At 67.3% G+C, this 25,561-nt stretch carries 24 protein-coding genes; 16 read left to right on the forward strand and 8 right to left on the reverse strand.

The genetic code is table 11. The features are described from left to right. Positions 1–34 precede the first annotated feature (34 nt). On the reverse strand, positions 35–2,221 hold the full coding sequence (locus LI337_RS00750; RefSeq protein WP_227227799.1) for an elongation factor EF-2: 2,187 nt from the start codon (positions 2,219–2,221) through the stop codon (positions 35–37). Positions 2,222–2,356: 135 nt separating this feature from the next. Here LI337_RS00750 and LI337_RS00755 point away from each other — a divergent pair, with 135 nt between their 5' ends. The 3 genes from LI337_RS00755 (at position 2,357) to LI337_RS00765 (ending at position 4,743) form a co-directional block, all read left to right on the forward strand. Then, positions 2,357–3,271: a hypothetical protein gene (locus LI337_RS00755; RefSeq protein WP_227227800.1), complete on the forward strand. Its 915-nt coding sequence runs from the start codon at positions 2,357–2,359 to the stop codon at positions 3,269–3,271. A 75-nt stretch (positions 3,272–3,346) separates the two neighbouring features. Next, positions 3,347–4,114: a DUF5781 family protein gene (locus LI337_RS00760; protein WP_227227801.1), complete on the forward strand. Its 768-nt coding sequence runs from the start codon at positions 3,347–3,349 to the stop codon at positions 4,112–4,114. A gap of 95 nt (positions 4,115–4,209) precedes the next feature. Then, a complete protein-coding gene (locus tag LI337_RS00765; protein ID WP_227227802.1) occupies positions 4,210–4,743 on the forward strand; it encodes a GNAT family N-acetyltransferase in 534 nt (177 codons plus the stop codon). Between the two features lie 39 nt (positions 4,744–4,782). Here the strand turns inward: LI337_RS00765 and LI337_RS00770 are convergent, their stop codons facing one another. From LI337_RS00770 to LI337_RS00780, 3 genes are all read right to left on the reverse strand, one after another. Beyond that, positions 4,783–5,892: a DNA topoisomerase IV subunit A gene (locus LI337_RS00770; protein WP_227227803.1), complete on the reverse strand. Its 1,110-nt coding sequence runs from the start codon at positions 5,890–5,892 to the stop codon at positions 4,783–4,785. Beyond that, complete coding sequence (locus LI337_RS00775; RefSeq protein ID WP_227227804.1) at positions 5,889–8,297, reverse strand: DNA topoisomerase VI subunit B; 2,409 nt, start codon at positions 8,295–8,297, stop codon at positions 5,889–5,891. The genes LI337_RS00770 and LI337_RS00775 overlap by 4 nt, the downstream gene beginning before the upstream one ends. 183 nt (positions 8,298–8,480) lie before the next feature. Beyond that, the gene (locus LI337_RS00780; protein ID WP_227227805.1) at positions 8,481–9,380 is read right to left on the reverse strand and encodes an alkaline phosphatase family protein; all 900 of its coding nucleotides are present in this window, start codon (positions 9,378–9,380) and stop codon (positions 8,481–8,483) included. 116 nt (positions 9,381–9,496) lie between these two features. Here LI337_RS00780 and LI337_RS00785 point away from each other — a divergent pair, with 116 nt between their 5' ends. The 4 genes from LI337_RS00785 (at position 9,497) to LI337_RS00800 (ending at position 13,477) form a co-directional block, all read left to right on the forward strand. Continuing rightward, positions 9,497–9,778: a hypothetical protein gene (locus LI337_RS00785; RefSeq protein WP_227227806.1), complete on the forward strand. Its 282-nt coding sequence runs from the start codon at positions 9,497–9,499 to the stop codon at positions 9,776–9,778. 70 nt (positions 9,779–9,848) lie between these two features. After that, complete coding sequence (locus LI337_RS00790) at positions 9,849–11,261, forward strand: aryl-sulfate sulfotransferase (RefSeq protein ID WP_227227807.1); 1,413 nt, start codon at positions 9,849–9,851, stop codon at positions 11,259–11,261. Positions 11,262–11,334: 73 nt separating this feature from the next. Next, the gene (locus LI337_RS00795; protein ID WP_227227808.1) at positions 11,335–12,408 is read left to right on the forward strand and encodes a calcium/sodium antiporter; all 1,074 of its coding nucleotides are present in this window, start codon (positions 11,335–11,337) and stop codon (positions 12,406–12,408) included. A gap of 91 nt (positions 12,409–12,499) precedes the next feature. After that, positions 12,500–13,477, forward strand: a complete 978-nt coding sequence (locus tag LI337_RS00800) for a hypothetical protein (protein ID WP_227227809.1) — start codon at positions 12,500–12,502, stop codon at positions 13,475–13,477. A gap of 51 nt (positions 13,478–13,528) precedes the next feature. Here LI337_RS00800 and LI337_RS00805 read toward each other — a convergent pair whose 3' ends face one another. After that, positions 13,529–14,578 carry a thiamine pyrophosphate-dependent dehydrogenase E1 component subunit alpha gene (locus LI337_RS00805; RefSeq protein ID WP_227227810.1) on the reverse strand — a complete coding sequence of 350 codons (1,050 nt, stop codon included), beginning with the start codon at positions 14,576–14,578 and terminating at the stop codon, positions 13,529–13,531. An 81-nt stretch (positions 14,579–14,659) separates the two neighbouring features. After that, complete coding sequence (locus LI337_RS00810; RefSeq protein ID WP_227227811.1) at positions 14,660–14,833, reverse strand: DUF7859 family protein; 174 nt, start codon at positions 14,831–14,833, stop codon at positions 14,660–14,662. Between the two features lie 123 nt (positions 14,834–14,956). Between LI337_RS00810 and LI337_RS00815 the strand changes: the two genes are divergently transcribed. After that, positions 14,957–15,859, forward strand: coding sequence for an ArsR/SmtB family transcription factor (locus LI337_RS00815; RefSeq protein ID WP_227227812.1), 903 nt, complete (start codon positions 14,957–14,959; stop codon positions 15,857–15,859). Positions 15,860–16,142: 283 nt separating this feature from the next. Here LI337_RS00815 and LI337_RS00820 read toward each other — a convergent pair whose 3' ends face one another. Then, on the reverse strand, positions 16,143–16,679 hold the full coding sequence (locus tag LI337_RS00820; RefSeq protein ID WP_227227813.1) for a metallophosphoesterase: 537 nt from the start codon (positions 16,677–16,679) through the stop codon (positions 16,143–16,145). A 72-nt stretch (positions 16,680–16,751) separates the two neighbouring features. On the opposite strand from LI337_RS00820, the gene LI337_RS00825 reads away from it, so the two are divergent. Next, entirely contained in the window at positions 16,752–17,696 is a 945-nt protein-coding gene (locus LI337_RS00825) for a cation diffusion facilitator family transporter (protein WP_227227814.1), read from the forward strand. Between the two features lie 729 nt (positions 17,697–18,425). Here the strand turns inward: LI337_RS00825 and LI337_RS00830 are convergent. Then, positions 18,426–18,596, reverse strand: a complete 171-nt coding sequence (locus LI337_RS00830) for an HVO_0758 family zinc finger protein (RefSeq protein WP_227227815.1) — start codon at positions 18,594–18,596, stop codon at positions 18,426–18,428. Between the two features lie 123 nt (positions 18,597–18,719). On the opposite strand from LI337_RS00830, the gene LI337_RS00835 reads away from it, so the two are divergent. The 7 genes from LI337_RS00835 (at position 18,720) to LI337_RS00865 (ending at position 24,937) form a co-directional block, all read left to right on the forward strand. Next, positions 18,720–19,859, forward strand: a complete 1,140-nt coding sequence (locus LI337_RS00835) for an MFS transporter (protein ID WP_264474876.1) — start codon at positions 18,720–18,722, stop codon at positions 19,857–19,859. Between the two features lie 346 nt (positions 19,860–20,205). Continuing rightward, on the forward strand, positions 20,206–21,576 hold the full coding sequence (locus tag LI337_RS00840) for an ammonium transporter (RefSeq protein ID WP_227227817.1): 1,371 nt from the start codon (positions 20,206–20,208) through the stop codon (positions 21,574–21,576). Next, positions 21,569–22,006, forward strand: coding sequence for a P-II family nitrogen regulator (locus tag LI337_RS00845; RefSeq protein WP_345777720.1), 438 nt, complete (start codon positions 21,569–21,571; stop codon positions 22,004–22,006). The genes LI337_RS00840 and LI337_RS00845 overlap by 8 nt, the downstream gene beginning before the upstream one ends. A 4-nt stretch (positions 22,007–22,010) precedes the next feature. After that, on the forward strand, positions 22,011–22,460 hold the full coding sequence (locus LI337_RS00850) for an Lrp/AsnC family transcriptional regulator (RefSeq protein ID WP_227227818.1): 450 nt from the start codon (positions 22,011–22,013) through the stop codon (positions 22,458–22,460). Positions 22,461–22,578: 118 nt separating this feature from the next. Beyond that, complete coding sequence (locus LI337_RS00855; RefSeq protein ID WP_227227819.1) at positions 22,579–23,724, forward strand: glycosyltransferase family protein; 1,146 nt, start codon at positions 22,579–22,581, stop codon at positions 23,722–23,724. A gap of 3 nt (positions 23,725–23,727) precedes the next feature. Beyond that, entirely contained in the window at positions 23,728–24,246 is a 519-nt protein-coding gene (locus tag LI337_RS00860) for a DUF7109 family protein (RefSeq protein WP_227227820.1), read from the forward strand. Positions 24,247–24,337: 91 nt separating this feature from the next. Continuing rightward, positions 24,338–24,937, forward strand: coding sequence for an NUDIX hydrolase (locus tag LI337_RS00865; protein WP_227227821.1), 600 nt, complete (start codon positions 24,338–24,340; stop codon positions 24,935–24,937). Positions 24,938–25,561 lie beyond the last annotated feature (624 nt).

The raw sequence follows: 25,561 nt of genomic DNA on the forward strand, positions 1-25,561 counted from the left end.
ACCGCAGACGGTCGGTCGAGCGCAGGTCGACGACTTAGAAGTAGTCGATCGACTGCGGGAGTTCCAGCTTCATCCCCTTGCGCTCGCGGATGGTCATGATCGTCTCGCGCTGGAGGTTGTCCGCCATGACGCGGAAGCCGGCGTTCTCGGTGTTCCACGAGGCGCGGCCCTCGGTCGCAGAGCGGATGTCGCTGGAGAAGCCGATCATCTCGTCGACGGGCGCGATGCCCTCGACGACCATGAGGTCACCCTCCTGGTACATGTCGTCGACGCGGCCACGGCGACCCTGGATCTCGCCGGAGGCAGCGCCCATGTGCTCGCTCGGCACGTCGATGCGCACGTTCTGGATCGGCTCCAGCAGGCGCACCTCGGCGTCGATCAGCGAGCGGTGGACCGCGTCACGCACGGCCGGGATGACCTGTGCGGGACCACGGTGGATCGTGTCCTCGTGGAGCTTCGCGTCGTGGAGACGGAGCAGGGCACCCTGGACCGGTTCGCCGGCCAGCGGGCCGTCCTCCAGCGCCTCTTCGAGCCCCTCGACGACGAGTTCCATCGTCTCGTTCAGGTGCTGGATCCCCTTCGTGTCGTCGATGAGGATGTTGGTGCCGAAGATGTGCTCGACGTTCTGGCTGGTGTCCTTGTCCATCCCGGCCTCCTGCAGCGCCTCGCGGCGCTCCAGTTCCGGCATGTCCATCGAGACATTGCCGAGGCGGATCTCGTCGACGATGTCCTCCGACAGCGGGTGGACCGTGATGTAGAACTTGTTGTGGCGGTTCGGCGAGACGCCCTCGACCTCGCGGGACTCCTGCTGGGGCGACTCCCGGAAGACCACGATGGGCTCACCGGTGTTGACCGGGATGCCCTGGTTCTTCTGGATACGCTGGGTGATGACTTCGAGGTGAAGCTCACCCTGCCCGGAGATCAGGTGTTCGCCGGTGTCCTCGTTGATCTCGATCTGGATCGTCGGGTCCTCCTTGGCGACCTGCTGGAGTGTCTCGATGAGCTTCGGCAGGTCGTCCATCGACTGTGCCTCGACGGACTTCGTGATGACCGGCTCGGAGATGTGTTCGATGGACTCGAACGGCGTCATCTCGATCGAGGAGACGGTCGAACCGGCGATGGCGTCACGCAGGCCGGTGACGGCCGCGATGTTGCCGGCCGGCACGTGGCCCACTTCCTCGCGTTCGCCACCCATGAACAGGCCGACGCTCTGGAGGCGGTTCTTCCCCGCCGTCCCGGAGACGTACAGCTCCTGGCCCTTCTCCAGTGTGCCGGAGAAGACGCGCCCGGTGGCGATCTCGCCGGCGTGGGGGTCCATCGAGATGTCCGTCACCATGAAGACGACCTCGCCGTCGTCGTCGACCTCCTGCATCTGCCGGGCGATGTCGAGGGTGTCGTCGCCGCGCCAGATGCGCGGGATACGACGTGGCTGGGCGTCCAGCGGGTTCGGGAAGTGCTCGGCGACCATGTCGAGCACGACGTCCGAGAGCGGCGACTGCTGGTGGAGTTCGAGCCGCTGATCGTTGCGCTCCATCTCGATGATCTCGGGGAAGCCGATGCCCGTCTCTGCCATCGACGGGGCGGAGACGCCCCACTTGTACAGGGCGGACCCGAAGGCGACCGTGCCACCCTCGACGGAGACGGTCCAGTCTTCGATGTCGTCCATCTCCTCGGTCATCCCGCGGATCAGCTCGTTCACGTCGGAGATGACGTCCAGCAGGCGCTCCTGCATCTCCTTCGGCCCCTCCTGCAGTTCCGAGATGAGGCGGTCGACCTTGTTGATGAACAGCGCGGGCTTGACACCCTCGCGGAGTGCCTGTCGCAGGACCGTCTCGGTCTGAGGCATCGCGCCCTCGACCGCGTCCACGACGACCAGCGCGCCGTCGACGGCACGCATCGCGCGCGTCACGTCGCCACCGAAGTCGACGTGGCCCGGCGTGTCGATGAGGTTGATGAGGTGGTTGGTGTCCTCGTACTCGTGGGTCATCGAGACGTTCGCCGCGTCGATGGTGATCCCACGCTCCTGTTCGTCTTCCTTCGTGTCCATCGCGAGCTGCTGGCCGGCGGTGTCGTCGGAGATCATGCCCGCGCCGGCGAGCAGGTTGTCGGACAGCGTCGTCTTCCCGTGGTCCACGTGGGCGGCGATGGCGATGTTCCGGATGTTCTCCGGTTTGTCCATCAACCGCTCACACTCTTGAACGATTTTCTTTCGGCGTCCCATTACTCCCTCATATCGATAGCAGGGTCAAAAGGGTAGTGTTTCCGTCCGGGGGTGTGCGGGGCTGTACCACCCGCAGACCGGAGTTGGTCTCTCGGCCCCCGAACGCTTTTGTTCGTGTCGAAACAGTTCAGAACGATGCCCTCCACCAGTTCGACGCCCGACTCCGACCGAAATCGCGGGCCGAGACGCGTACTCGTCGCCGGCTGTCTCGCCCTGCTCGTCATCACCGCCGGCTGTAACGGCCTGCTGGGGTTCGACGGCGAGACCACCCCGGACGCCGACTCGTCGCTCGACCCGGCGACCGTGCCCGGCGTCGACACCAACGACTCGGTCGACGCCAACCGACTCGCGAGTGCCCACGCCGACACCCTGTCGAACCGGTCGTTCACCGCCGAACAGCGCGTCGTCGTCCGGGGCGCGAACGGGTCGATCCTCCGCGAGACGCACAGCGTCAGCAGGATGGCCGCCAACCGGACTCGCTACCGGTTCGAGCAGACTATCGCTGGCCCGGCGGCCGTCGAGAACGACCGCAACGCGACCGTGAGACTGTTCGCCGACGGCCAGCGTGCCTACCGTTCTCTCCGCGTCGACGAGCGTACCCAGCAGGAACTCGTGCGCGGGGCGGACGGTGAGCCACTCGATCCGCGTGCGGCGTTCGGCCCGCAACCGACGCTCCGGAACCGGATCGAACTCGTGCTCGGTGTCGCCGAGAACACCTCGGTCAGTGCGACCGACGACTCCGTGACGATCACCGGTACGGCCGACGGGAGCGCACTCGGGCCGATGTCGCGTGACCTGCGTGCCGTCGAGAACGGCACCGTCTCGGTGACTGTCGCCCCGAACGGGCGTGTGATCGAGTACACCATCGCGTACGACGCGAGACTCGACGACGAGTCGGTTCGAGTGCGCGAGACGGTCGCGATCTTCGGTGTCGGCGAGACGAACATCGTCCGGCCGGCCTGGGTCGCAGAGATCACCGAGGAGGACGCGACGACCGAAGATCGTCGGCTTCCTCCGGCACTGACGACCGTCGGCCTCCTCCGGCACTGACGACCGACAGCACACTGCTCGGCGATCTGCGACGGCACAAGAGTCAAATCACCCCGGACCTTGGTAACGACCAGCATGGACTTGCGAGTACAGGGGACCGTCCCCGCCGACCCGTTTCTCAGTGCCGTCGACCTCTTCGAGACGGAGTACGAGTTGGACCTGCCGGTCGAGGTCCACGTTCGCGACGACCCGGACGAGCGCATCTGGACCGCCCACTACGACGACTACCACACGCTGAACATCTCCCGGCAGGCGGCCACCAGCGCGATGGCCCGCGAGTTGACACTGCACGAACTCTCCCACATGGCGCGGTACGAGGAGGAACACCCCTCACACACCCAGTCGACCGAGGAGGCGCTGTACCTCGCGCTGGCCGGGAAGTCCGTCGAGCGCCGGAAGCTGACACACTGTTACCAGATCGCCAACCACATGAAGGACATCTACGCCGACGACATCACGCTCTCGCTCGCGCCGGCGGAGAAACTGCTCTACTTCCTCGAATCGCAGTTGGCGGCGGCGGTCGCCGGCACGCCCGGCAGTCCACCGGGGCCGAACTTCGAGCGTATCTCGCCCGCCTCCGACCCGGAGATCACGGCCGTCAACGCCGCGTTCGCGCTGGCACTGCTGGAACGCCACGACCTCCTCCCGGACGGTCACCGTCTGTACGACCTCGCCCACGCAGCGGCCGACGACGCCCCCGGTGTCGATCTGGGCGAGTTCAAACGCCGGTTCCGGAGCCTCACTGAGAACCCGACCGAGAGCGACTACCGGAAGGCGCTGGTCGACGTGACGCGGGCCTACGCGGTCGACTCCGGGACGCGACCGGGACAGGCGGCCGACTGACGCCGAGTCGTCTCGTTGGCTCGCCCATACTGCTGTGAGAGTGTGACGCACTCTCGCGGTACACTCAACTCGCGCGACCGAGACCACCCGACACGATGCCCGGACACGTGTTCCTGCGCGGCGAGCGCGTCACCCTCCACCCGGTCGAGGAGGACGACCTCGACTTCCTGCACCGACTCATCAACGAACCGGCCGTCCGGCGGAGTCTCGGCATGTCGTCGCCGCACAACAGAAAGAGCGGCGAGCAGTGGCTCGAACAGGCCGCCGAAGACGACGACGGCGTCCACCTCCTGATCGTCGCCGACGACGACCCGGTCGGCGCGATCAACCTCGACCGACGCGACCACTGGGACGCGGTCGTCGGCACGGTCAGTTACTACGTCGCCCCCGAAGCACAGGGGAACGGCTACGCGACCGAAGCCCTGCAGACGCTCTGTCGGTACGCCTTCACGGAGCGCGGCTTCGACAAACTCGCCGGGCACGTCTTCGCCAGCAACGAAGGGTCCCAGCGGGTGCTGGAGAAGGTCGGCTTCCGCGAGGAGGGCGTCCACCGCAACGAGGGGTTCCTCGGCGGGGACCTGATCGACGTCGCCTACTTCGGCCTGCTCCCGGACGAGTTCGAGGGCTGACCGACCTACTGTGGTGCCGTGGTGAGGCCGACCGACGCCTCAGATGACGCCCATCTCGCCGAGTCGCTCGGGGAGGTACGTCTCGGTCACGAAGTCCAGCCCGCGCGACGCGAGTGCCTGCTGTTCGGCCTTCTTCTCGATGTCCAACTGCAACTCGATCTGTTCTTCCCAGTAGTCGGTCATGAACCGGGGGTCCTCCAGTTCGGACTCCAGCGCGTTGATGTCGGAGTCGGCCAGCGGATCGGTCGGCAGGTCGTAGTCCACGATGTCCTGCGGTTGGATGCCGACGAACCGTGCTTCCGGCGTCGCGAGATACTCCGAGAGGTGCGCGGACTTGATCGACCCGTAGGCCACCGATCCGAAGATGCGGTACGACCACGGGTCGCCGTCCGTGAAGACCACCACGGGCAGGTCGAGTTCGTCGTGGAGACGCTTCGTGATGCGGCGCGTGGCGCGGGCCGGTTGCCCCTTGAGGTGGACGACGAGACAGTTGTGGGCCTCGTCGAAGCCGTTCTCGATGAGGCGGTCCCGCATCCCGCCGGTCTCCACGCACAGCACGAAGTCGATGTCGTGATCGAGAAACTCGATGGTGTCCGGGTTGTTCGGGATCTGGTAACCACCCTCGCCGACGTCCTCCTGACAGTGGATCTCACGCTCCCCGCGTCGGGTCTGCTCGCGGAGTTCCAGCGGGCCCATCAGGGTCGCCCCGGACTCCTCCGGACGCATGTGGAAGTCCTCGCGGGTGACCCCGGAGACGATCTCTAAGTCCTCGACGAGTTGGTTCGACTCGTCCTGTGAGGAGAAGCCGGCCTCCTCGGAGTCCCACGACTCCGAGAGGTAGTACAGTTCACGCAGGGTGGAGGACCGCTCCTCGTCCAACTGCCGGGCGAGGAACTCTATCGTGTAGGCCGCCTTCAGGAGTTTCCGCGCGCCGCGAACCGAGTTCGCAGAGCGCGTCGAGGTGCGGTCCCCGTACACCCAGACGTGTGACTCCTCGTCGAAGACGATGTTGCTCTTCGACCGCGTGGGGAGTGTCATCTGTGGCACGTCGCCGCGGTCGAACTGGTCGTAGAACTCCGCCGCGAGGTCGATCAACTGCTGTCGTGCGCGCTCTTCTGCGGTCTGTGATCCGCGCTCTGTGTCGCTCATGCGTTCACCGTGAGTTTCTGCTGTTCGACGCCGCTGACGCTGATGTCGAACTCGGCGTCGTCGTCGGTCTCGTAGGTCAGTTCCATCGTCTCACCCGCCGGCACGTCGGGGTGCCAGCGGACGTACCACTCCCCGTCCATCTCGAAGCTCTCGCCGGTCCCGTTCAGCGCCACCTCCCGGCTCACGATGTCGGTGATCTCCACCGACTCGTTCCGGTCGGAGTGGTTCTCCACGATCAGCGTCACCTTCCCGGCGTCGAACTCGCGTTCGACGCTGACGTTGTTCATGATGCGCGCCATCGCCCCGGAGATGTCCGGGCGCTCTTTCCCGGTGACTTCGGAGAGTTTGTCCGCCATCTCCGGCAGAATCTCGCCGAGGACGTTCTGCTTCTGCTGGCGCTTCTGCATCGACTTCCGCTTGTTGATGTGCGACTTCAACTCGCGGGCGGCCTCCCGCACCGCGAGTTCGATCTCGTCTTCGATGGCGGGGACGTTGGCGATGGCGTCCTTCGACTCACTGGTGAAGGGGACGTTCGTCGAGGCGACGTGGATCATGATGACCGCCGGCCCCTGCGGCATCCCCGACCCGCCGGGTTGACTCAGTCCGTAGTTGCGCCAGCCGATCCGCTTGACCACGTCGGTCGTCGCACACGCGCCGCGCTGGTAGACCAGCGGAACCCGGTTGGCGAACCGCAACAGATCGACCGACCCGCTCTCCTCCAACTCGCCGCCGTAGGCGATGCCGGCCTCGACGACGAAGGGGTCGCCGCCGTGGACCTCGGCGTCACGCGTCGACGCGGCGTAGAATTCCGCGTCGAACTCCTTCCGCAGGCCGGCCTCGACCAACTCGCTGGTGATCGGCGAGAGACAGTCCGTCGGCGGCGCGATGATGTCCGTCTCGCGCATCGCCTCCAGCAGTTCGGAGGCGGCGTCCCGGTCGTCGGCCACGGCGCTCGCCGACGGCGGATCGTCCGGCACGGTCCGCATCCGTGACCAGAGCGCCTCGACGACGTTCTCGCGGGCGGTCTCGCCGACCGTCGCGTCCTCGTACTCCGCGACGCGGTCGGCGGCGTTGTCGACGTACTCGACGACGGTGTCGTGGGTCGCCCGGTGTCGCTCGTCGTCCGCCTCGGTGAACTTCTCGCCGATGCGCTCGGCGAGTCCCCGGACGGTGGCGTCGTCCTTCCGGGTGCTGGTCGCCTCGTCGACGAGGGAGTAGAGATCGGCCGCGAGGTCGGCCGTCAGTGCGTCCCACGCCGCATCGACCGCGTTCTCCTGGACCGTCTCGCCGAAGTTCGTGTCCGTCTCCTCGCCGACCGTCTCGGCGACGTTGGCGACGATCTCCCGCAGTTCGTGGTGTGCGGTCCGGTCGCGTTCCCTGAGGACGCCGGCGATCTCCGCGGCGAACTGGCCGGTCGCCTCCTTCCCCTTGTTCGCCACCGCGTCGGCGATGCGGGCGTCGAGGTCGGTCTCTAAGTCGGTCGGGGCCTGCCACGCCATCTCCCGACCGAAGTGCCGGTCGCGGAAGGCGTCGAGGACGTTCGTGGCGGTCTTCCGCCCGACGCGGGTGAACTCGGTCTGGAGGAAGCCAGAGAGGGTCCGGGAGTCGGTCGCCCCGAGCATCTTGAGGAGGGTCCCGAGTTCGACGCCGTGCGGGTGGGGCTGGATCTCGCTCGTCTCGCGCGGCAGGTCGGCCCCCTCCACGCGGTCGAACTGTTGCCAGCCCTCCAAGCCGGGTTCCTTCAACCGGATGCGGGCGTGGGGGTTGACGACCGCCGTGTGCTTGATGTAGTCGCGCAGTTGGTTCCGGGCGCGCATGTTCGCCTCCATCTCCAACTCGATGCGCGTCCCGGTCGTCGGGTTCAGGTCGCTGTCGGCCGCCGACAGCGCCTCCTCGTGACGGATCTCCGGTTCGTTCGTGTCGGTGTCGATGACGAGTTCGAAGTACTGGGCCTGATCATGACCGGCGGTTCGGGAGGTGATCTTCGCCGGTTTGCCGGAGGTGAGTTGCGAGTAGAGAACTGCGGCGGAGATTCCGATCCCCTGCTGGCCGCGCGACTGCTCGCGGGCGTGGAACCGGGAGCCGTACAGCAGTTTCCCGAACACTTTCGGGATCTGCTCTTTCGTGATGCCGGGACCGTTGTCCTCCACGACCAGGCGGTAGTAGTCGCCGTCGTCTGCGATCTCGACCGAGATGTCGGGTTTGATACCGGCCTCCTCGGTCGCGTCGAGGGCGTTGTCGACCGCCTCCTTGACGGCGGTGACGAGGCCCCGCGCACCCGAGTCGAACCCGAGCATGTGCTTGTTCTTCTCGAAGAACTCGGCGATGGAGATGGATCGCTGGCTCGCGGCTAACTCCTCCGCGATGCCCTCGTCCTCGCCGAGTGTCGATTGAAACGAGGTCATTTCCTGCGGGAAGCTACCGACCGCCTCTTTAAAAGGTGTTCGGGCTCAATCCCGAGCGTAGAGTGAAAGTGAAAGTGAAGGACAGCACCGGGTCTGACGGGCGTCTGACGCCGGCGCTCGGTCGTCGTGACCGGCGAGGAGAGATCGAGCGGTGTGGAGAGGGTGGCCGGCGACGACCGGTCGTTACTCCATGTAGCCGAGATCTCGCAGATGCTCCGTCGGCGTGTCCGACTCCGCCACCCGGTCGTCTGCGGGACCGACCTCGCCCATCTCCGATTCGAGCCACTGCCGTACGTCGTACACCGACTCGGGGAGCGGACCGTCGACGCCCTCCGCCGAGATCACCGCGTCGAAGCTGTGGGTGCCGGGGTCCGTGTCGTCCAGCCAGCCGACCTGCATCCCGTGATCCGAGCAGATCACGAGTCGATCCACGCGCTCCCGGAGGCGGCCCACCTCGCGGTCGGCCCACTCGTAAGTCTCTCTGAGGCGGTCCTCGCGGTTGCAGTAGACGTGGCCCATGATGTCGACGACGTGGCTGTGGACGCCCGCGATCGGCACGTCCCACTCCGCGGCGACCGCGAGCCACCCGAGTTCCTCGCCCGCGAAGCCGGTCAACTCCCGGCGTAACTGCTCCTCGGTGATCTCGCCGCCGCTCGCCAGCGACATCAGCCGCCACGCCTCGATGACGTGTTCGCCGGGCGTGATGCCGGGCCAGTAGCGGACGACGCCGTCCTGGAAGACGTGGGGTGCGTCGGTCTCGGCCAGCGAGCGTTCCTGCCCGGCCTGCTGGAACGGCCGGCCGAGTGTCGCGCGAACGCCACGCGGCAGGTACTGCGTGATCGAACTCGCCGCCCGGAGCAGGGGGTTCTCCCACTCGTTGCCGTCGCCGGCGATGCCGTGTGCCTCGGGACCGAGGCCGGTCGCCACGGTGGGCCACACCTCGACCGTCCGGGGGAAGTCGAGCGAGTGGGCGTAGGTCTCCAGTCGGCGGTGGTCGTCCAAGAGGAGGTTCTCGCAGTCCCACTCGCGGGCGAGGCGCACGTCGAGTGCGTCCAGCGCGAGGACCGCGATGGTGTCGGTCATCGTCCGCACGTCCCTCGGCGCGGATTTATATCGTTCGTTCCCCGCGAACGCAGGTGGTCACTGCCGGTCGCACCGAATGCCAAGAGTTACCACGTGTCGTCCACAACACCGCGCGCATGTCGATTCGACGCGAGCGGTCGGCCGGCCGGTCTGCGTACCTACTCGTCAGGACCGCCGTGGTCGCGCTCGTCGTCTGGTACCTCGCCGTGGGGGTCGTCCGGGTGATCGAAGTCGGTGCGGAGGCGGTCGGCGCGGCGTGGCTGGTGACGACGACTGCCGGGGTCGTCCTGACGAGTCTCGTGGCACTGACGCTCGCGGGGGCGGTCGTCTTCGCGGCGTTCACCTACTGGTACTATCGAGGGGGCTTGCTCGGTGTGACCCACGCACCGGAAGAGTGAGTCGTCGCGGCCTTCGGTCGGACCGCCGACTCCGACACCTATTTCCTGCTCACCCGCAACTTCCCGCCAGATGCCGTCACGCGACGACCTGCCCTCCACTCCGAACTGGCTGACGAAACGACACGTGCGGATCGGCTTCGCGCTCCTGCTCGTGGTCTCGCTCGGCTTCCTCGTCAACGGCTACCTCACCGCCACGGAACGCGGCGGGGAGGCCGACCTCGCACAGCAGGCCGATCTGCCCTACGACCAGCGCGACCAGGTCGCCCCGCCCCGCGACGGCGCGACCGTGATCACCACCTCCTCACGACCCGGGAGCCAGGCCGAGATCGTCGCCTTCGGCGAGGAGGGCCGGGTGTTGTACTACAACAGTAGCTTCCGGAAGTTCTTCGACGTGGACCCGGTCGAGGGCCAACCGAAGACTGTCGAGTACGTCGCCTCCCGCGAACTGCCGAAGGAGAAGTGTCCGGTCGAGGCCGGCCGCGACAACTGCATCCTGAACTCGGTGGTTCGGGTGAACCTCACCTCCGGCGAGGAGACCCACGTCTTCGACCGCGTCACGCACAAGGACTGGCACGACGTGGACCGCCTCGGCGAGGACCGTCTGCTGATCGCCGACATCGCCAAGGACCGCGTGTTCGTCGTCAACACGACGACCGGCCTGACGACGTGGGAGTGGGACGCGCAGTCCGAGTTTTCGATCCAGTCGGGTGGCTTCTACCCCGACGACTGGACCCACCTGAACGACGTGGAGAAGTTGGACGACGGCCGGATCACCGTCAGTCTCCGGAACCAAGATCAGGTCGTCTTCATCGACCCCGAGACCGGAATGGAGGAGAACTGGACGTTGGGTTCGGAAGACGAGTACTCGACGCTGTACGAACAGCACAACCCGGACTACATCCCCGCCGAGCGCGGCGGGCCGGCGTTGCTCGTCGCGGACTCCGAGAACAACCGCCTCGTGGAGTACGAGCGCCAGGACGGCGAGTGGGTCCGGACGTGGGGCTACACCAGCGCCGAGATCCAGTGGCCCCGCGACGCCGACCGCCTCCCGAACGGCCACACGCTCGTCACCGACTCGAACGGCCGGCGCGTCTTCGAGTTGAACCAGCAGGGTGAGATCGTCTGGGAGGTGCCGGTGGACACGCCCTACGAGTCAGAACGCCTCGGCACCGGCGACGAGAGTACCGGCGGCGAGACGGCCCGCGAACTCGGCCTGCCGACCGTCGGCGACGTGGGCGTCTCGGGCGACGTCGAGGTCGAACAGAAGCGCACGAACCCCTCCAGACAGCTCTGGACCGTGATCCGCGACAGTCTGCCGAGTCTGCTGGTGAACGGCGTCGTGTTCATCATGCCGGCGTGGATCGGCTTCCGCGACGTGTTGACCGTGGTCGGGATGTTCGGTGTCGCCGGCCTGTGGGTCACCGTCGAGTTCTACTGGTCGGCCTGGACGCTCCAGTGGCCGCTGTCGCGGCGTCGGGACTGATCCACGCACGCGAACCGATCGCCGGGTCGCTGTCGCCACCTGTTTTCAAGTTCCTCGCGGTCCTCGTCGGCCTGTGGTCACGACCTCAGTCGCGGTCGACATCGGGATCGTCGTCGTCGCCGTCCTCGGCCTGTGGCTCGGCGCACGGACGATGGTGGACGGGTCGGTCCGCCTCGCCCGTGGGATCGGCCTCTCGGAGACGGTGATCGGCCTGACGCTCGTCGCGGTCGGCACCTCGACGCCCGAGTTGGTCGTCAGCGTCGACGCCGCACTCGTCGGCGCGGGCGACGTGGCGATCGGGAACGTCGTCGGGAGCAACGTCTACAACCTCGCCTTCATCCTCGGTGTCGTCTCGCTGGTGCGGGTGATCCCGATCACGCGCTCGCTCGTCAAGCGCGACGGGGTCGTCCTCCTCGGCGCGACGTTCTTGCTCGCGGGGTTCCTCGTCGATCTGCGCGTGAGTCGGATCGAGGGGCTACTCGCGGTGGGACTGATGATCGCCTACACCGCCTACCTCCTCAGGACGACACCCGAGGAGTCGGACTCAGTGGATGAGACCGACGAGTCGGGCGACTCCGATTCGCCGGTCGAAGACGGTAAGACCGGGTCGCCGGTCGAAAACGGCGGCACCGAGTCGGCGACCGCCGGCATCGCCGCCGTTCCACCGGGTGCGGTCGCCGAGCGCGTAGCGACCGAGAGCAGACTCCGGACGCTCGCACTCACGCTCGGCGGCCTCGCAGTCGTCCTCGTCAGCGGGCACTTCCTCGTGGAGTCTGCGGTCTCGCTGGCGCGTGCCGGTGGGCTGTCGGAGTGGGCGATCGGCGCGACGGTCGTCGCCGGGGGGACCTCGACGCCGGAGTTCGCGGTGTCGCTCGTCGCGCTCCGACGCGGGAGCGCGGGCGTCTCGGTCGGGAACGTCGTCGGCTCGAACGTCTTCAACGCGCTCGGTGTCGTCGGACTGGCGGCGCTGATCAGTCCCGCAGTCGTCACCGGCGAGGCACTGGGGAGCGTCGTGTGGTTGCTGGTCGTCACAGTCGTCGCGGTCACCGCGATGTGGACCGGCCGGCGACTCTCCCGCCCCGAGGGTGGCCTGTTCGCCGGGAGCGAGGTCCTTCGGTGGACGAGTAATCTGCTGGGGCTGGGCTGAGTCACGACAGGAGTGAGGCGGTCGAAGCCGAGTCCGAGTACTCGCCGATGTCGAAGCGCTTTATGTCCGGCCGGTCGCCTGTCCGGACAGCATGGGACTCGCGGACACCGCGTCGTACGTCTGGACCGGCCTGCGCGACAGTTGGGACGACCCCTACTGGTGGCGTGAGCGCGTCTTCGAGTTCCTCGTCGGTCCCTTCCACACGAACGTCTACCCCCGCAGAGACGGCGCGGTCCGCGTGATGGACGAGGACTGGGACACCCTGATCCTGCTGGACGCCTGCCGCGTCGATCTGTTCGAGGAAGTCGCGTCCGTCGGCGGGTACGACGACTACCGCACGGTGACGAGCAGAGGATCGACGACTCGCGAGTGGGTCCGGGAGAACTTCTCGGGAGGGAACTTCGGCGACACGGTGTACGTCACCTCGAACCCCTACGTCTCGCGGGAGGCCAGCGACGCCTTCCACCGCCTGATCGAGGTGTGGGACACCGACTTCGACGACGCGGCGAAGACGGTCCGCCCGGAGGCGGTCGTGGAGGCCGCGAAACAGGCCCACCGCGACTACCCCGACAAGCGCGTGATCGCCCACTTCATGCAACCGCACCACCCCTTCGTCGGCGAGCACTCGCTGTCGTTCGCGGGCTGGCAGATCGAAGGCGAGCGTCACGAGGGAGACGGTTCGGAAGCCAGCGACGGGAAGCGCCAGCGACCCTACACCCCGTGGGACGCGCTGTGGATGGGGCGAGTCGACCGCGACGACCTCTGGCGCGCCTACGGCGACAACCTGCGACTCGTGCTCGACGCGGTCGAGGACCTGTTGGCCGACGTCGAGGGCCGGGTCGTGCTCACCTCCGACCACGGGAACATGCTCGGCGAGCGCACCTTCCCGATTCCACTGCGAGTGTACGGCCACCCGAGAGGGATCAGAAATCGGGAACTCGTGGAGGTGCCGTGGGCCACGATCGACATCGGTGAGCGCCGGACGGTGCGGGCCGGCGAGACGGCGTCTCTCTCGGAGTCCGACGACGAGGAGTTGGAAGATCGGCTGGAAGACTTGGGCTACGTCTGAGCCACCGACCCTGTGACGGCCGACGCGCCGGCGGGAGCCGACACCGACGGTCTACCGATCCAGTTCGACCGGATCGTGCCGCGAGAGGTAGTCGTGCAGTTCTTCTTGCTGTTCTCTGAGCGGTGCCGGCATCTCGGTGTAGGTGTGCTCGAACAGGTCGTCAGGATCGGGTTCCGGCGTCGACTCGGCGGTCTCGACCGCCTCGGCCAGTTCCTCGGTCGCCTCCTCGCGCGCCTGCTCGACGAAGTTCTCGTCGATCACCCCCTCGCCGAGCAGGAACTCCTCGGCACGCTCGATCGGATCGCGGAGTCGCCACTCGGGGACGTCGTCCGGTTCCTCGTCGCGGTACTGGCTCGGGTCGTCGGCGGTCGTGTGCGCCCCCTGTCGGTAGGTCATGCTCTCCACGAGCACCGGCTTCCCGTCGCGGGCGTCTGCCAGCGCCTCGGTGACGGTTTCTCTCACTGCGAAGGGGTCGTTGCCGTCCACCTGCACGCCCTCGAAGCCGTACGCCTCGGCTTTGACCGCGATCGAGTCGCTGGCGGTCTGGCGCTCGCGGGGCAGGGAGATGGCCCAGCCGTTGTTCTCACAGAAGAAGACGACCGGCGCGTCGAAGACGCCCGCGAAGTTCAGTCCCTCGTGGAAGTCGCCCTCCGAGGTCGCGCCGTCGCCGAAGCACACGAGGACGGCCTCGTCGTTGCCGGCGTAGTTGCGCGCCATCCCCAGTCCGGCCGCGTGGGGAATCTGCGAGGCGATGGGGACCGCCTGCGGGAGCACCGGCACGTCGTGGTCCGAGACGAACTCGGGGTAGCCCCGCCGGAAGAGGAGGATGTCCGACATCGGGACGCCCCGAGCGATCTGGAGCGCGTTCGACCGGTAGGTCGGGACGAGCCAATCGGCGTCGCGCATCGCGTGGGCCGCGCCGACCTGCGAGGCTTCCTGTCCTCGAAACGGCGGGTAGCCACTCATCCACCCTCTGCGCTGGAGCGCCAGTGCGCGCTCGTCGAACCGTCGCGTCCGAACCATGTCCCGCAGGCCGGCACGAGCGTCGTCCGGCGTGAGCCACGAGTCGGCCAACCCCCGCTCGCCGATCAGTCTGTGCATACCGCCCCTGCTTTCGGATGGCTCATAAATTACCGTGGAAGGGGTCGGAGCGCTGACCGGTTCCCGTCGGCAACCGGGTCGCTACTTGCGACCCTTCTGGTAGCCCTCGGCCGCACTGAGGAGCGTCCGCCGGACGAACAGGTAGCTGAAGAAGACGAACAACAGCAGGATGGCGACGAGGCCGACGAAGATCAGATTCCCCGTGAGAAACTCGACGAGACCGTCGAGCAGTTGCAGAGGGACGACAGCGAGCATACTCGCGGCTTCCCCCGGCCGAAGTAAAGTCGTTTCGGCTACCGCCTCGGGGACGGCCGGCGGCCGCCCCCGCACACTCGGAGGGAGAAAGTTCTTGTCGCCCGGTCGGCAATCCGGCGGTAGATGGCGGACCTGTTGCCCTCCCGGTCCGACGCCGCCGGTCCCGCGAGCGACGATCCGAAGGTCGTCGGCCTGGACAGTGACGCGGCCGACGACCTCATCTCGGCGCTCTCCTCTCGTACCGCGCGCAGCGTCCTCGCAGAACTCCACGAAGACCCGGCCAGTCCGTCGGCGCTCGCCGACCGGGTCGACACCTCGCTGCAGAACGTCCAGTACCACATCGAGAACCTCTCCGACGCGGACGTGATCGAGGTCGTCGACACGGTGTACTCCGAGAAAGGCAGAGAGATGAAGGTGTACGCGCCGGCAGACCGCGCGCTGGTGGTCTTCGCCGGGCGCGAGCAGGAGACGACCGGACTGAGGTCGGCGCTCAAGAGCCTGCTCGGCGGTGTCGGCGTCCTCGCCCTCGCCAGCGTGGTCGTGGACCGACTCCTCGGCGGACCGACTGCGGATCTGTTCGGCCTCGGTGCAGGCGGCGGTGCCGACAGCGCGGAGTCCGGCGGCGCGGCCGACGACGGTGGCGCCGGCGAGAACGTCTCGACCGACGCGACCGAGTACCAGTCACAGACGACAGAGGCGGAGGCGGCGACGACCGACGCACCCGGTGGGACCACGACGACCGACGCCGGAGGGGGAGCGACGGAGACGGTGACCGAGACCGCTACCTCGGCACCCACCAGCACCGCGACCGAGACCGCTACCTCGGCACCCACGTCGACGCCGAGTGCCACCCCGGAGGCGACTGCCACGTCCACACCGACCGAAGTTGCGACGACGGCCGTCGACACGACCGATCCGCAGATGATCGCCGATACGGCCGCCGCGCTCCCGCCGGGCGTGGTGTTCTTCCTCGGTGGCCTGACGGTCCTGGTCGTCGCCGGTCTCTACCTACAGATCGGTCGGTGAATCGGCTCGATGGTTCCGTGGTCGTCGGTGAGCACGGATCGACCCGAGGGTCGGTAGGTAAAACGGGTCTTTGAGTTTACCAAGTGTACTTTATCCGGTAGAGTGTACGTGTAGGTGCGACCACCCTCCCACCGGGTCGCGGTCCCACGTAGGTCCCCCCGCCTGCACGACTTCGGCCCTCCACGGTCGCCCTCCCCCCGCCGACGCTTCGGCCCTCCCTCGGATCGACGCGCCGGACCACCCTCCCGGTCTGGTGACCGAACCACTCGCACCGAGAGGCGCTTTACTCCGAGACACGTCGCTGCGAGAGTCGGAACTGTTCGTACACCTCGCCCGACGGAGCGACGAGTCGACCTCGGAGCGTCGGGTTCTCGGCGTCGGCCACCGGTTCCAGTTCGGCGTGTGCCGGTCGATACCTGCGCGGGTCGGCGTGACTCCCCGGATTCAGGAGTTGCACCTCGCCGGTTGTCTCGACTTCCGGCTTGTGGCTGTGGCCGAAGATCACCGCGTCGGCGTCCCGTTCCCGGCCGAACAGCGAGAGTGCGGTCGCGCCGCCGCGCTGGGTGTGGGTGACGGCGAAGCGCAGGCCGCCGTACTCGACGACGCGGGCGTCCGGGATTCGGTCGCGGGTCGCCCGGTCGTCGTTGTTGCCGTACACCGCGAGGAGGCGGTCGGTCTCGTCGTGGAAGGCGTCCAGCACCGTCTCGGTCATCAGGTCGCCCGCGTGGATCACGAGGTCGGCTTCCCTGACCGCGTCGAGTGTCCTGCCGTCCAGTCGGTGGCTGTCGGTACCGTGGGTGTCGGAGACGACGACGAGCATAGTCGGAGGGAGGCAGTCGGGCGGGCAAAAGCTGTCGGAACGCCTTTCCCGGTCCCCCGAGAGTCCCCGCCAATGGCAGAATCCAAGTCGGTCGTCCTCGCCGCCCTGATCGCCAACGGGGCGATCGCGGTCATGAAGTTCCTCGGCTTTCTCGTGACGGGCAGTCCGTCCATGCTCTCGGAGACGTACCACTCCATCTCGGATACCGGCAACCAGGTGTTCCTCCTCGTCGGTATCTGGTACGGCGGGAAAGACGCCAGCCGCGCCCACCCCTTCGGCTACGGGAAAGCGGAGTTCTTCTACTCCTTTCTCGTCTCTGTCCTGCTCTTCGGCATCGCGGGCTGGGAGAGCGCGAAACACGGCTACAACGCCATCGTCCACGGCGGGCACGGCGGCGTTCCGGAGCCGGTGAGTCTGTTGGGGTTCAGCTTCGACCCGATCTGGGTGAACGTCACGGTCCTGCTCGGGGCCATCGCCTTCGAGACCTACGCGCTGGCGAAGGCCAACGCTGGCCTGCGCTCGTCGATGGACGAGTACGGCTGGGGGAGCTACCGCGAAGCGTTCCGGAAGACCAGCGACGTGACGACCCTGACGGCGTTCACCGAGGACACCATCGCACTCGTCGGTGCTGGTCTCGCACTGGTCGGTGTCGTCCTCTCGCGCGTCCTGAACAACCCGATCTTCGACGCGGTGACGGCGCTGTTGATCGGCCTCATGCTGATGGGCTTCGCGCTCGCGCTGGCGTGGGAGAACAAGCGGCTGATCCTCGGTGAGAGTCTCCCCTCTGCGGTCGAGGCGGAGCTTCGTGAACTACTGGGTCAGCACGAGGGCGTGACCCACGTCGACACCTTCCGGACGGTGTTCGTCGGTCCGGAGAAGGTGCTGGTGACGGCGGACGTGAGTTTCGATCCGGAACTGGTGACGGGCGACATCGACGACGACATCTCGGCGCTGGAACAGAAGTTGAAGCAGGCGGACAGCCGGGTGCGCGTCGTCTACATCGAACCCGAGTTGTAGGTTGTAGACGATTCGGCCCGAGAGGTTGGGGTCGATTCTGCGGGTGAGATCGGTCTCGTTTTCGGCGCGAAAATCGAGGTGGAATGTCACGGTGAAATAGAGGTTTGATCTACTCGTGAGAACGGGAACTCGTTCTGTGTCGAGAACGAGAGGTGAGAGCCCCCGGCGTCTCGATTGTCCGCGACGTCCTGTCGTTCGAGAGAGCGAAGCTCTCTCGTGGTGACGAGAGACGCCGTCGGCGTCTCTCGAACCACGCGCTTCCCTCAGGCTGGCGGGTAAGCCCGCCAGCCTGCAGTCCAGTGTCGTCGGGCGACCCGAGAGTCGCCCGACTGCTGGCGGGACCTCCGGTCCCGTTCTGTCGTCGGCGCGCCGCGCCGACTGCCAGCGAGACCCTCGGTCTCGCTCTGTCACCGGCGCGGCGCGCCGGTTTCCTGCGGGACAGCCGGTCCCGCTCTGCTCACGAGACCGCCGGCCCCGTTCAGTCCCACCCGACGATGTGACGACCCGTCGTGCACCTCCCGGTGGACCAGTCGCTTTCAGCGTCGTGCCTACCTGCGACCGGTGGCGCGGCATGAAAGCCGCGCCAGCCCGGTCGACTGGTGCGTGTGTCGTCTGCTGTTACTGGTCGTCGGACGAGAGTCGAATGGAGCCAGAGTCGAATCGGTTCGCAGAGGGGGCGCGTCGGGGACCGGGTCGGTCTAGCGTCGTTTCAGTCGTGCCGCCTGTCGATCAGCGCAGTTCCTTCCACTCGGAGCCACACTCCGGACACGTCCTGACCGAGAACACCTCGTCGGGGTCGTTCTTCTTCTTCAGCGTCTTCTCACAGTCCGCGCAGTTCAGTCGCTCGTAGGTGTCCTTCATCAGTTCCCCGTCGCGCAGACCCTTCCGCGTCGATTTCATATCTCGGCCTTCGTGACCGCGCTTAAAAAAGCCGGTGGCCCGCTCCGGAGTCGGAAGGCTTGACACCACCCGCGAGAGAGTCCCGATGTGACACGAGGCCGGGTCTTCGGGACGCTCTGCGGGATGGTCTTCCTCGTCAACCTCGCGCGCATCGTCTTCGCGCCGCTGGTGAAGGAACTCATCGCCGTGTTTCAGATCACCGAAGGGACCGCCGGTCTCATCGCCACGCTCGTCTGGGTGGGGAGCGCCCTCCCGCGCATCCCGACCGGTATCCTCCTGACGTACGTCGCCCGCCACCGGGTCGTCATCGGCACCGGCGGGGTGCTGACCGGCGCGTCCGTCTTCACGGCGAGCGCGAACTCGGTCCCGATGCTCGCGGCCGGCGCGCTCTTGATGGGTCTCTCGTCGGGAGTCTACTTCGTCGCCGCGAACCCGCTGGTCAGCGAACTCTACCCCGAACGCGTCGGCCGCGCGCTGGGCGTCCACGGCACCGCGAGCCAGTTGGCGGCAGTCGCGGCCGCTCCGGTCGTCACGCTCGCGCTCCTCGTGGACTGGCGCTGGGCGTTCCGGGGCATCGGCGTGGCGGCCGCGCTCGTGACGGTCGTGCTGTTTCTCGCGACCCGGAACACGACACTGCCGCAGGCCAGCGTCGACGACCGTGACCTGCTCGGTGCGCTCAGACAGGAGTGGCGCATCGTCTTGCTGGGCATCGTCTTTCTCGGCTCGACCGGCTTCGTCTGGCAGGGGCTGTTCAACTTCTACGAACTGTACGCCGGGACCAAGGGACTGTCCGGCACTGCGGCCAAGAACACCGTCACGCTCGTCTTCGCGGCCGGCGTCCCGGCCTTCTTCTTCAGCGGTCGTCTCGCCGACCGCCTGCCACACGTCCCGTACATCCTCGCCATCCTGACCGCGTTCGTCGGCAGCGTGCTGGCGCTGACTCGCGTCGAGGAACTCGTCCCCGTACTGGCGGTCACGGTCGTCATCGGCTACGTCATCCACTCGCTGTTCCCCGCGATGGACACCTTCCTGCTCGACAGCCTCCCGGACGAGACACGGGGGAGCGCCTACGCGGTCTACAGCGGCGGGATGATGCTCGTTCAGGCGACCGGCTCTGTCGTCGTCGGGACGCTCGTGGACAGCGGGATGAGCTACGACGCCGTCTTCACGCGACTCGCGTTCGGCCTCGGTGCGGTCGTCGTGCTCCTCGTCCTGCTCCAGGTGACCGGACGACTCGACCGGTCGGCGGCGACTGCGGAATGACCGTCTGCGAGCACGGACGAGGGTCGCAGAGTAGCCGGTGCGCGCGAGTCCGACCGCGAACTCACGGAATCTTCCGCTGGACGATCGTCGAAAACGAACCGGACGAACGTCCGCGAATCTGGACGTAGTACGTCCTTATATTCTTCCGACGCCATCTAATTCTGACCGAACGTCCTTCGTCACGCGCCGAAATATTCGTATCTCAAGCGAAAGTTTATACAGTGTTTCCTCCAGAGAGTCTCTTGCACATGAGGTCACGTAACGTACACGAATTCGTGTACTCTGTGGACGGTCGTGTAGAAAACGAACGCGATGCTGGTGGAACCACGTCGATCGGGGGTGACGCATGATCGGCGACCTGCTCCTGCAGAGCGGGGCTGATCTGGAGGCAATCGCCTCCGGCGTCAACAACGTCTGGATTCTCGTCGTGTCGTTCCTGATCTTCTTCATGCAACCGGGCTTCGCACTGCTCGAAGCCGGACAGGTCAGAGCGAAGAACGTCGGCAACGTGCTGATGAAGAACATGCTCGACTGGACGCTCGGTGTCCTCGTCTACTTCATCGTCGGTGCGGGACTCGCCGGTGTCATCGGCATCCTCACCTCGCCCGGCGGGGGTTCGCTGGCGGGGGCGTTCTCGTACATCAACACGCCCGGCGCGTGGATCGGCTGGCTGTTCGGCGCGGTGTTCGCCATGACGGCGGCGACCATCGTCTCCGGCGCAGTCGCCGAGCGCATGGACTTCACGGCCTACGCGGTCATCGCCGGTGCGATGACGGCCGTCATCTACCCGGTCGTGCAGGGGCTGACGTGGTCCGGCGGGTTGCTGGCCGGATCGGGCTACATCGGTGCCGCACTCGGCACCGGCTACCTCGACTTCGCGGGCGCGACCGTCGTCCACATGGTCGGCGGTATCGCCGGCCTGGTCGTCGCCAAGATGGTCGGGTCGCGGACCGGCCGCTTCGACGAGTCCGGCAACAGCCAGCCCATCCCCGGCCACTCGATGATCTTCGCGGTGCTCGGCACCCTGATGCTGGCGTTCGGCTGGTACGGCTTCAACGTCGGGACGCAGGCGACCGTCCTCTCGGTGAGTGACGGCTCCATCGCGTTCATGGGCGAGGCGCTCGGGAGAGTCGCGCTCGTCACCACGCTCGGCATGGGTGCCGGCGCACTCGGCGCGATGTTCACCTCGGTTCGGTTCCAGGGCAAACCCGACCCGCTGTGGACCGCGAACGGCCTGCTGGCCGGACTCGTCGCGGTGACGGGCGCGGTCCCGCACGTGACGTGGTGGGGCGGGCTCGTCATCGGCCTGATCGGCGGCCTGCTGGTCCTGCCGGCGTACCGGTGGGTCGTGGACTCGCTGCAGATCGACGACGTCTGTGGCGTCTTCGCGGTCCACGGCGCGGCGGGCGGCGTCGGGACGATCCTGATCCCGGTGTTCGCGGTCGGCGGCTTCGGCGGCCTCACCCAACTGATCATGCAGATAATCGGCGTCCTCGTCATCGGGACGTGGACCGTGCTGGCGACGATGGCCGTCACGAAACTGGCCGACGTGACCGTCGGCCTGCGCGTCAGCGCCGAGGAGGAGGCCGAGGGTCTCGATCAGGGCGAACACGGGATCTCGGCGTACCCCGAGTTCGGCGGTGGCGGCGAACCGAGTCGTCCCGAGCGTCCGGCCGTCACGGACGGCGGCGAGTACGGGGGACAGGCAGATGACTGACGAACGGACCGAGACGCAGGCGGACGAACACACCGACACGACGATGGACCCGACTGACGCGACCCTCCGAACAGACGGCGGTGAACCGGAACTGAAGCTGGTGATGGCGTACATCCGGCCGGACAAACTGGGCGACGTGAAACAGGCGCTCGCGGAGGTCGGCGCGCCCTCGCTGACCGTGACGGACGTGTCCGGTCGCGGGAGCCAACCGGCGAAGAAAGGACAGTGGCGCGGCGAGGAGTACGTCGTCGATCTGCACCAGAAGACGAAGATCGAGTGTGTCGTCGCCGACGTGCCGTACGAGGACGTGGTCGAGGCGATCCGCGAGTCGGCCCACACCGGCGAGAAGGGCGACGGCAAGGTGTTCGTCGTCGACGTGGCCGAGGCGTACCAGATCAGAACGGGAGAGGCAGGCTCAGAGGCAGTCTGACTCGATGTCGTCGTCGTTCGACGACATCGACCGTGCGATCCTCAGACACCTGCTCGAAGACGGACGAGCCAGCGTGGACGCGCTGGCGTCGGCCGCAGACGCCTCGGAGGCGACCGTCTCGTTCCGGCGAGCGAAACTGGAGGCGACCGACGTGGTCCGCGGCTACAAACCCGCTGTGAACTACGACGCGCTCGGGTTCCAGACCGTCCTGCTCCACCTCCGGAGCCGGGAACCGACCGCGACGGCCGAGACGCTCGGCGACCACGCCGGCGTCGTCTCCGTCTACGAGACGACCGGTCACCACAACGTCCTCGCGGTGGTCCGCGTCGCGGACGACGCCGACCTGGATCGGCTGGTGGAGACCATCACGACCGACGTGGCGGTCTCGGCTGCCACGGCCTCGCCGGTGTCGCGGACCCTCTGTGAGTACCGGCCCGTGGAACCGGTGGAGTGAGCCGTCCCCGACACCGGCCGACGTTCGCTGCCACACCGCGGACCTGAGTGCGGGGCGTGCGACGACGACGGCACGCGAACCACCCCGCTTTTTGCGAAACCGTGCTTACCGACACACGATGGAGTACGTCCAAGAGCGCGTCACGACGCTCCACGATCTGGCGGACCCGCGACCGAAGACACCGACCGACCGGTGTGCGGTCGTCGTCCCGATGACGGAACGGGAGTACGCGGGACTTGCCGCCGAGCGTGTCCTCTCGGAACTCGAACGCGTCGACCCGGCGCGGGTGATCGTCCCGCTCCGCGCGCCGGCCGACAAGGTCGCGCAGTTCCACGACTGGCTGGCGGAGTACGATCTGAACCTCCAGACGCTGTGGTGTACCGGCCCGCGCGTCGAGTCGCTGTTGGACGCCCACGGCCTCGACGGCACGCGCGGGAAGGGCCGAGACGTGTGGCTCGCGGTCGGGCAGGCGCTCTCGGATGAGTACGTCGTCGTCCACGACGCCGACACGAAGACCTACTCGCGGTGGTACGTCCCGCGACTACTCTACCCTCTGCTCGAAGGCCACGACTTCTCGAAGGGCTACTACGCCCGCGTCGAGAACAACCGGCTGTACGGGCGGCTCTTTCGGCTGTTCTACTCGCCGCTCGTCCGGACACTGGCCGACGAGCACGACGCGCCGGTACTCGACTACCTCGCGTCGTTCCGGTACGCGCTGGCCGGGGAGTTCGCGGCCACCTCGGACCTCCTGCGCACGGTGCGGTTCCAGCGGTCGTGGGGCCTGGAGGTCGGCACGCTCGGGGAGGCGTTCGCCGAGGCGGGCTTCCGGCGGAGCGCGCAGGTCGATCTGGGGGCGTACGAACACGACCACCGCGCCGTCTCGGGACCGACCGGGCTGTCTGACATGAGCCAGACGGTTGGGGAGGCGATCCTGCGGGTCGTCACCGACCACGGCGTCGACCCCGACTACGAGACGCTTCCGGCGCGTTACCGCGAGACCGGCTTCGACTTCGTGCGGCGCTACGCGACCGACGCGGCGTACAACGGGTTGGAGTACGACCGAAGCGGCGAGCGCGAACAGGTGTCGACCTACGCCGAGGCGATCCGGCGACCGGGTCCCGACCGCCGGTTGCCGGCGTGGGACGACGCGCCGATCACGCCCGCCGAGGTGCGACAGGCCGCCAGCGAGGACATGGCCGAGGCACGGGCGGCCGGTGGTGTCGACCGCGACACGGACGAGGACGAAGCGACAGACGAGGAGTGAGCCATGAGCGAGACACACGAGGAACTGGCCGGGATCGTCGACCTGTTCGGGGCGCTCACACCGACGGAGTTGGAGCGTGCGCTGTCGGAACTGGCGTTCAAGCAGGGTGAGGAGACGAACGCCGCGGCGCTGTCGGGCGCGGTCGAGACCGCCATCGAGGAGTACTATCTGGTGGAGTACGATCCGACCGACGCCGACGGGAACGGCGCGGACGACCTGTCTGCGGGTGACCTCGGCGACGACGACCACCTGCTGGTCGTCGGGCCGGTCGCGTTCCCCACGCTGCCGGAGAACGCCGAGGACCTGCCGCACATCCTCGACGTGCCGGAGCGGTCGGTCGACCGCGAGGTCGTCGGTCGGCAGGTCGCCTCGCGGTTGCTGACAGACGCGGCGCGGGCGGTGAACGACGACGATGCCGACCGGATCGATCACCTGCTGGACGTGAGCTACGACCTGGAGGTGTGGGCACCGGTCGAGGTCGACGACGTCCAGGCGCGACTCCACGACGCACTGGAGGAGTGAGTGCGTGAGAGTTCGTGAGAGCCCAGAGCGTCTCCCGGCGAGATTCGGCGGGGGCCTGCAAGATTAAGAGCGTCGGGCGACTGTGTGAGGTATGGACCTCTCGGGGGTGACGCGCCACGCGCCGACTGCGGTCACGGACGCCGAGCGACAGGCGGCCGTGATCGCGCCGGTGCTGGCGCGCGAGGGTGCCCCCCACCTCCTCTTCACGAAACGCGCAGACCACCTCGGCGAGCATCCCGGCCAGATGAGTTTCCCCGGCGGCGGTCGGGAGCCGAGCGATGCGGACCTGACGGCGACCGCCCTACGGGAGGCACACGAGGAGATCGGCCTCGACCCCACCGAGGCGGAGATCGTCGGGCGACTCGACGACATCGAGACGGTCACGAGCTACTCGGTCCGCCCGTTCGTCGCCCGCGTGCCGGACCGAACCTACTCGCCCGACGAGCGCGAAGTCGCGGAGATCGTCGTCCTCTCGGTCGCCGACCTGACCGACCGCGCGAACTACGAGTCGGAGCGCCGGGACCACCCGCACTACGGCGACATCCGCCTCCACTTCTTCCACGTCGACGGCTACACGGTCTGGGGCGCGACGGGCCGGATGCTGGTGCAACTGCTGGAACTGACGACCGACTGGCGGATGCCGCCGGAGGTGGATCGGGTGGTCGATCCGGACGCCGATCTGCCGGTCTGAACGCGAATCTGCGACTCTGAGATTTCTGTATTCGTGAACGCAGAGCTACCGAGCCGCACGGCACGCGACCAGTCGAACGGGCTGGCGCGAGTTCGTCTCGCGCACTTCGGCGGCGTGGGGCCGCCTCAGGTACGCCGACGGTCGCAGAGAGGCGCTCACGCTGAAGCCGACTGGTCCACCGCGAGGTGCACGAGCTTTCGCAGATTTCGCCGGGTGGGACTGAAAGGGGCCGGTCTCTCGATCCCTCCCGGACGACGCAAGCCGGGCGGGACCGGAGGTCCCGCTGGAAACCGGCGCGCCGCGCCGGTGACAGAGCGAGACCGGATGTCTCGCCAGCAGTCGGGCGACTCTCGGGTCGTCCGACGACACTGGACTGAGGGCTGGCGGGTGTGCCCGCCAGCCTGAGGGAAGCGCGCAGTGGAGTCCCGGAGGTCTTCGTGAGCCTGCGAACGAAGGCTTGTCAGAGCTTGCCTCTGACAGTGGTCGAGAGACCAGGGGCTTTCACCTCTCGTCGTCCGCGACTCACTCGACAGAAGCCGGAACAGCCGAAGGACTTCACCTCTCGTCGTCCGCGACTCATCTACCCGAGTCGCCGCCAACTCGGTAACCCGAGTCGTACCCGCC

Source organism: Salinirubrum litoreum, from assembly GCF_020567425.1.
Taxonomy (GTDB): Archaea; Halobacteriota; Halobacteria; order Halobacteriales; family Haloferacaceae; genus Salinirubrum; species Salinirubrum litoreum.

What these genes read in the sequence shown, in the direction of transcription:
- LI337_RS00765 (WP_227227802.1), top strand. Translation starts at nt 4,210, where the DNA reads ATGCCCGGACACGTGTTCCTGCGCGGCGAGCGCGTCACCCTCCACCCG.
- LI337_RS00755 (WP_227227800.1), top strand. Translation starts at nt 2,357, where the DNA reads ATGCCCTCCACCAGTTCGACGCCCGACTCCGACCGAAATCGCGGGCCG.
- LI337_RS00845 (WP_345777720.1), top strand. Translation starts at nt 21,569, where the DNA reads ATGACTGACGAACGGACCGAGACGCAGGCGGACGAACACACCGACACG.
- LI337_RS00840 (WP_227227817.1), top strand. Translation starts at nt 20,206, where the DNA reads ATGATCGGCGACCTGCTCCTGCAGAGCGGGGCTGATCTGGAGGCAATC.
- LI337_RS00770 (WP_227227803.1), bottom strand. Translation starts at nt 5,892, where the DNA reads ATGAGCGACACAGAGCGCGGATCACAGACCGCAGAAGAGCGCGCACGA.
- LI337_RS00760 (WP_227227801.1), top strand. Translation starts at nt 3,347, where the DNA reads ATGGACTTGCGAGTACAGGGGACCGTCCCCGCCGACCCGTTTCTCAGT.
- LI337_RS00815 (WP_227227812.1), top strand. Translation starts at nt 14,957, where the DNA reads ATGGCGGACCTGTTGCCCTCCCGGTCCGACGCCGCCGGTCCCGCGAGC.
- LI337_RS00805 (WP_227227810.1), bottom strand. Translation starts at nt 14,578, where the DNA reads ATGCACAGACTGATCGGCGAGCGGGGGTTGGCCGACTCGTGGCTCACG.
- LI337_RS00790 (WP_227227807.1), top strand. Translation starts at nt 9,849, where the DNA reads ATGCCGTCACGCGACGACCTGCCCTCCACTCCGAACTGGCTGACGAAA.
- LI337_RS00820 (WP_227227813.1), bottom strand. Translation starts at nt 16,679, where the DNA reads ATGCTCGTCGTCGTCTCCGACACCCACGGTACCGACAGCCACCGACTG.
- LI337_RS00780 (WP_227227805.1), bottom strand. Translation starts at nt 9,380, where the DNA reads ATGACCGACACCATCGCGGTCCTCGCGCTGGACGCACTCGACGTGCGC.
- LI337_RS00825 (WP_227227814.1), top strand. Translation starts at nt 16,752, where the DNA reads ATGGCAGAATCCAAGTCGGTCGTCCTCGCCGCCCTGATCGCCAACGGG.
- LI337_RS00750 (WP_227227799.1), bottom strand. Translation starts at nt 2,221, where the DNA reads ATGGGACGCCGAAAGAAAATCGTTCAAGAGTGTGAGCGGTTGATGGAC.
- LI337_RS00810 (WP_227227811.1), bottom strand. Translation starts at nt 14,833, where the DNA reads ATGCTCGCTGTCGTCCCTCTGCAACTGCTCGACGGTCTCGTCGAGTTT.
- LI337_RS00775 (WP_227227804.1), bottom strand. Translation starts at nt 8,297, where the DNA reads ATGACCTCGTTTCAATCGACACTCGGCGAGGACGAGGGCATCGCGGAG.
- LI337_RS00800 (WP_227227809.1), top strand. Translation starts at nt 12,500, where the DNA reads ATGGGACTCGCGGACACCGCGTCGTACGTCTGGACCGGCCTGCGCGAC.
- LI337_RS00865 (WP_227227821.1), top strand. Translation starts at nt 24,338, where the DNA reads ATGGACCTCTCGGGGGTGACGCGCCACGCGCCGACTGCGGTCACGGAC.
- LI337_RS00860 (WP_227227820.1), top strand. Translation starts at nt 23,728, where the DNA reads ATGAGCGAGACACACGAGGAACTGGCCGGGATCGTCGACCTGTTCGGG.
- LI337_RS00855 (WP_227227819.1), top strand. Translation starts at nt 22,579, where the DNA reads ATGGAGTACGTCCAAGAGCGCGTCACGACGCTCCACGATCTGGCGGAC.
- LI337_RS00830 (WP_227227815.1), bottom strand. Translation starts at nt 18,596, where the DNA reads ATGAAATCGACGCGGAAGGGTCTGCGCGACGGGGAACTGATGAAGGAC.
- LI337_RS00850 (WP_227227818.1), top strand. Translation starts at nt 22,011, where the DNA reads ATGTCGTCGTCGTTCGACGACATCGACCGTGCGATCCTCAGACACCTG.
- LI337_RS00835 (WP_264474876.1), top strand. Translation starts at nt 18,720, where the DNA reads ATGGTCTTCCTCGTCAACCTCGCGCGCATCGTCTTCGCGCCGCTGGTG.
- LI337_RS00785 (WP_227227806.1), top strand. Translation starts at nt 9,497, where the DNA reads ATGTCGATTCGACGCGAGCGGTCGGCCGGCCGGTCTGCGTACCTACTC.